Origin of the sequence: Sphingomonas oligoaromativorans (assembly GCF_011762195.1) — a bacterium.
GTDB classification, from domain to species: Bacteria; Pseudomonadota; Alphaproteobacteria; order Sphingomonadales; family Sphingomonadaceae; genus Solisphingomonas; species Solisphingomonas oligoaromativorans.
Window position 1 is genome coordinate 1 of sequence record NZ_JAASQK010000023.1, and the last position, 5,384, is coordinate 5,384.

The 5,384-nt window shown below is 63.0% G+C and carries 5 protein-coding genes and 1 pseudogene; 2 read left to right on the plus strand and 4 right to left on the minus strand.

The window, feature by feature from the left end; genetic code table 11:
• Positions 1 to 313 precede the first annotated feature (313 nt).
• Positions 314 to 751: pseudogene (locus FHS98_RS18545) on the plus strand (thiolase family protein); the annotation flags it as partial.
• Between the two features lie 117 nt (positions 752 to 868).
• Here FHS98_RS18545 and FHS98_RS18550 read toward each other — a convergent pair.
• The 3 genes from FHS98_RS18550 to FHS98_RS18560 form a co-directional block, all read right to left on the minus strand.
• A complete protein-coding gene (locus tag FHS98_RS18550; protein WP_167108944.1) occupies positions 869 to 2,245 on the minus strand; it encodes an aldehyde dehydrogenase family protein in 1,377 nt (458 codons plus the stop codon).
• A gap of 41 nt (positions 2,246 to 2,286) precedes the next feature.
• A complete protein-coding gene (locus FHS98_RS18555; protein ID WP_167108947.1) occupies positions 2,287 to 3,927 on the minus strand; it encodes an acetolactate synthase large subunit in 1,641 nt (546 codons plus the stop codon).
• Between the two features lie 462 nt (positions 3,928 to 4,389).
• The gene (locus FHS98_RS18560; protein ID WP_167108950.1) at positions 4,390 to 4,515 is read right to left on the minus strand and encodes a MerR family DNA-binding transcriptional regulator; all 126 of its coding nucleotides are present in this window, start codon (positions 4,513 to 4,515) and stop codon (positions 4,390 to 4,392) included.
• 18 nt (positions 4,516 to 4,533) lie between these two features.
• On the opposite strand from FHS98_RS18560, the gene FHS98_RS19190 reads away from it, so the two are divergent.
• Positions 4,534 to 4,782 (plus strand): DUF2141 domain-containing protein, encoded by a 249-nt coding sequence (locus FHS98_RS19190; protein WP_167108953.1) that lies wholly within the window; start codon positions 4,534 to 4,536, stop codon positions 4,780 to 4,782.
• A gap of 34 nt (positions 4,783 to 4,816) precedes the next feature.
• Here the strand turns inward: FHS98_RS19190 and FHS98_RS18570 are convergent, their stop codons facing one another.
• On the minus strand, positions 4,817 to 5,284 hold the full coding sequence (locus FHS98_RS18570; protein ID WP_167108956.1) for a porin family protein: 468 nt from the start codon (positions 5,282 to 5,284) through the stop codon (positions 4,817 to 4,819).
• Between the last annotated feature and the right edge of the window lie 100 nt (positions 5,285 to 5,384).

Consider the following 5,384-nt stretch of genomic DNA (forward strand, 5'->3'; position numbering starts at 1 on the left):
TCAGATCCCCACGCGCCATCGCTGCTCCCCGCAAAGAGCTGCCTTGAATCAAACTTCAGGCCGTTTGGGAATCCACTTTGTCAACGCAACCTAGTCCTCGCTTCCACCCGTAGTTATTCTGATGGCCAGCGTCGATCGCAGATATCTCGGATATGTTAACGACATTTATTTAAATAGTTTAATTTAGTTCGAACAAATTGTTCTAGTGGCATGGTATTTGTGGTGCCACTTCGCAATCCTCAAACAGGGTGAGCTTGTAGAGGGCGGCGACGCGAACGCGACGTGCAGGGTGGGTCATGGCGATACGGGCGCCATGACGTTCGCCCCGGAGATCTCGCGGATCGAGATCGCGGTGAAGGGCGGCACGACGGTCGTCGCAAACGACGAGCATCCGCTCAAGGTGTCGCCGGAGAAGATCCCCAAGCTCAAGCCCGCCTTCCGCGAGGACGGCACGATCACGGCGGCGAGCGCGTCCGCCAACGCCGATGGCGCGGCCGCGCTCGTCCTCATGCGGCGCTCCGAGGCCGAACGCCGCGGCCTCGGCATCCTCGCTGAGATCAGGGGCCACTCGACCCACTCGCAGGATCCGGTCTGGTATACGACGACCCCCGCACCCTCGATCTGCAAGCTGCTCGAGCGGATCGGCTGGAAGGTCGCCGATGTCGACCTCTTCGAGATCAACGAGGCGTTCGCCGTCGTGCCGATGGCCGCCGCGAAAGAACTCGGCATCGATCCAAAGCGGCTCAACGTGAACGGCGGAGCGTGCGCGCTCGGACACCCAATCGGCGCGACCAGCGCCCGGCTGATCGAAGTCGTGCAGATATCCGCCCACCCGGGGACGCCGGATGAAGCACCGTGCCGACGCACGTTAGCGCTTGACGACCAGCATCTTCTCAGCGCTCATCTCGCGCGCCGTATGGGGAATTCCCCCGACATTGTAGCCGGACTGACGCCAGCCCGCGAACGGCATCCAGTCGGTCCGGAAGGCCGTATGGTCGTTGATCAGGACGGCTCCACCATCCAGCCTTTCCGCCGCTTCGAACGCCACATCGATATTGGACGTGAAGACGCTCGACTGGAACGCGAACGGCAGACTGTTCGCCCGCGCGATGGCGTCGTCCAGCAAGGAGTAGCCGTAGATGCAGGTCACGGGCCCGAAGATCTCGAGCGTCGACACCTTCGCTTCCTCCAGCGGGTCCACCAAAACGCAGGGTTTGAGCGTGGTTGCGCTGTGACGGCCGCCGCCGATCTGGCGGGCTCCCGCTCTGATCGCCTGCTCGACCCAGGACGACACGCGGTCGGTTTCCCTCGGTAGGATCAACGGTCCGACCTCGGTCTCGGGTCGGGTGGGATCGCCGACACGTAGCTTTGCCACACGCTGAGCCAGTCGGTCGACGAGAGCGTCCTTCAAGGCGCCATGGACGAAGATCCGTTGCACCGACACGCACACCTGCCCCGCGTGATAATAGCCCCCCTTCACGAGCGGCTCGATCACCCGGTCGAGATCGGCGTCCCTGTCGACGATAACTGGCGCGGCGCCCCCATGTTCTAACGCACAGCGGGTGCCGGGCGCGAGCCTGGAGCGAAGATGCCAGCCCACCTTGGCGGAGCCAATGAAACTCAGGAAGGCGATCCGCTGGTCTGTGGCGAACGCCTCCGCGAGGTAGTTGTCCGCCGGGAGAAAAGTCTGGACCCAGCCTTCCGGCATGCCGGCTTCGTGGATGAGCTCAACCAGCCTGAGGCAGCTCAGAGGCGTGGTCGGTGCCGGCTTGATTATGATCGGACAGCCGGCCGCGATCGCCGGCCCCAACTGATGCACGCAGAGGTTCAGAGGATGGTTGAACGCCGAGATCGCGGCGACCACGCCGATCGGCTCCAAGATCGTCCAGGCCCGGCGACCGTCGCTGGCGGGCGTAAGCCCCATTGGAATCTCTACGCCAGCCCGCGTGCGCATGACCTCGGCGGAGTTCTGGATGCCGTCGATCGCGCGATCGGTCTCGATCAGCGCGTCGGTCAAGGGCTTGCCGCCCTCCCGCGCTATCAGAAGGGCGAGCTCGTCACGACGGGTCGTCATAAGCTCCGCAAGCTTATGGAGAACGGCGATGCGCTGGTGAGGCTTGAGCCAGCCCCCACGGTCGCGGAACAGCCGATATGCGATCGCCAGCTTCGCCTCCAGCGCCTCGGCGCCGTCGGTCTCGATCGAGGTCATGTGCGCGCGATCATAGGCTTGAAAAACGTCGAGCATGGGTGCCTCCGCGAATGAACAGATCAGGAGTGGCCGCAGACCTAACGGTTGCGGCTTGCGAGTTCCTCCACGAGCACACGGACATTCTCGCTGTAGTCGATCGGCACCGCGACAATGTGCACGCCTCCTTCGGAGAAGGCCTGCTCAAGCGTGGCGGCGACCGCGTCAATCGTCTCCACGGTGTGGCCCTTTGCCCCATAGGCTCGTGCGTAGGCGGCGAAATCCGGATTGCCGAAAGTCATGCCATAGTCCGGGAATTTGTCGACGGCCTGCTTCCACCGGATCATGCCGTAGGCGGCATCGACGATGACGAGCACTACCAGGTCGAGCTTCAGCCGGACAGCCGTCTCGATCTCCTGACTGTTCATCATGAAGCCGCCATCGCCACAGACCGCCATCACGCGCCGCGTCGGGTTGAGGAGCTTCGCCATGATCGCGGACGGTAGGCCGGCGCCCATGGTCGCCAGCGCATTGTCGAGCAACAGCGTGTTGGCGACATGGGTGCGGTAGTTCCGGGCGAACCAGATTTTGTACATGCCGTTGTCCAGGCAAGCGATGCCATCGTCTGGCAACACCGACCGGACGTCGCGGACGAGGCGCTGCGGCGTGACCGGAAAACGGGTCTCGTCCGTCCCCAAGTTGATGCGGTCGAGAATCCCCTGCCGAAGCTCGAAGATCGGGTTGCTACCAGCTGAGACCGGTTCCAAGCGGTCGGCGAGCGCGATGACGTTCGCGGCGATGTCGCCGATCAGCTCAACGTCCGGAAAGAAGACCTCCTCCACCGAGGCTGAGGCATAGCCGATGTGAACGACTTTTCGGCCGGGCGCAGCGCGCCCCATCAGGAAGGGCGGCTTCTCCACAACGTCGTGGCCGATCGCCACGATCAGATCGGCTCGATCGATCGCGTCATGCACATAATCGCGTTCCGTGAGAGCGGCGGTGCCAACATAGAGGTTGGAGCCGCCGTTGACCGAGCCCTTGCCCATCTGGGTATTGAAGAAAGGAAGCTCCGCCCGCCGAACGAAGGAGGACAGCGGTTCGGCGAGATATGGGCGGCTGGCCGCCGCCCCCAGCATGATGAGCGGTGCCTTCGCCTCCCGGATCAGCGCCGCGACACGCGCGAGGGCCTGCTCGTCTGCTACCGGGCGATTAATCTCGTGGACAGGCACGAGCGGCACATCCGCCTCCTCGGCAGCGATGTCTTCGGGCAGCTCAAGATGAACGGGTCCTGGGCGCTCGGCCATGGCTGTCCGGAATGCTTCGCGCACAAGGGTCGGGATCGAGGCCGCGGTTACGATCTGACGCGTGAGCTTCGTGAGAGGCCGCATGGCATCGACGATGTCGACGATCTGGAAGCGCGCCTGCCGCGCACTCTTGATCGGCTTCTGGCCGGTGATCATCAACATCGGCATAGCGCCGAGATGGGCGTAGGCCGCGCCTGTCGTGAAATTAAGTGCGCCTGGTCCGAGCGTAGAAAGACACACGCCAGGGCGCCCGGTTAGGCGTCCGTGTGTTGCGGCCATGAATGCCGCGGCTTGCTCGTGCCGCGTCAGGACGAGCTCTATCTTGGAGGAACGGAGCGACTCGACGACGTCGAGATTCTCCTCTCCTGGTATGCCGAAGATGCGATCGACGCCCTCGTTCTCAAGCGCCGCAACCAGCAGGTCCGAACCTTTGGTCATGCACATCCTCCCCCGGTAGGGTAATCGCCTGGTCTGATCCAACGCGCCGCGCATTGGAGCAAACTAGGCGACGACGACCAGCGCCCAATTGCGCCACCCGAATGCCACAATATTGGACTTTGAAACCGGAATTGTGAAATCGCCAGCTGATCGTCGGCACCGATCGAAAGGGGCGCTCCAATCGGCCTATAAGCGGTTCGAACGGCGACACGGGGACATCCATTGGGCGGATACACATCGCCCTACGGCCATCATCGCACAGCCACGCTGGTGCAGGGGGCGTCCCCCCGTCAGGCTATCATCGACGCAGTAAAGCATACCGTCCACGGGGATGGCGCTCCATAAAGCCATGGGCGACGGGCCAGATGAACGGACGGCCGCTATTGAGAACGGCCGCTGCGTCCTTCAACGGCTGAGAGCAAGCGAGAAGCCGAGATCGCGGGCACGACGGATGAAGCTCAGTCAGCCAAGCTCCGCCTCGCCATAGGTGCGATAGTTGCCGGACGTCCCTGAGGGGGTCGGCAGCAAGCCCTGCTTCTCATACCAGCGGATCGCCTCGACTTTGGTGCCGGTCGCGCGGTAGAGCATGTGCCTCCGACTGGCCCGATGCAGCTGTGCATCCGTGTGTCTGCTCGCGGCCGATATGCCCTGTCCGTGGTCCATGATCGCGCCGGCGGCGGCCCGTTCAGCCTCAGCCGAGATGGCATCGGCTTTGCCGGCAATCCGCGCCTCGGAGTGTCCAAACCGCGGGTTGCCGCCGCAGCGATCGAGGCCGGCCCGGGCCTCGCAGCGATCACCGTTGTTATGAACTCTAGGCGAGGTTTGCTTTCATTCGGCCCATTGGATGGCAGGTGAAATCGGTGCGAACAAGGCGGTGGACTGACTTATGCTACAAGTTATAGGCGACGCCCAATCGGATCGTTCGCGGACGCATTGGCGTGATCTGGTTGCCCGTCCGCACACCAAATGGATTGCCGAGTGCGAAAATATTGCGCCCGGCGTCCAGCAAGTTCGAGACATCCAGTGACACTGATACCTGCTTGCAGGTCCACCGTGCACCAAGGCGCGTATCGGCATGATCCCCCTGCGGCAACGACAGGACAGGGCCTACGCCGAGCCGCGACTTACCTTGGTAGCGGACCGAAGCCGAAAAGCTGAGTTGGGAGTTATCGCCGACAGGCATTTCGTATCGGACTGCAGTCTGCGCGCCCAAGGAGGCGATGTTCGGCAGCGTTGCATCACGCTCACCCTCAAAGCCGGCTGCCGGAGAGGTCAGGCGGCTCTTGTTCGCGAAGATCGCGCCACTGATCGTGAGCGCATGCCAGGGCCGCCAATCCGACTGAGCCTCAACGGCCAATATTCGTCTGAGGTGGTGCCGGTTTTCTGGACAGGGTGTTAAGCTACTCCCGACCTGATGGATTGGTACGGGAATGAAGACGACGAGGAAGCGCTACAGC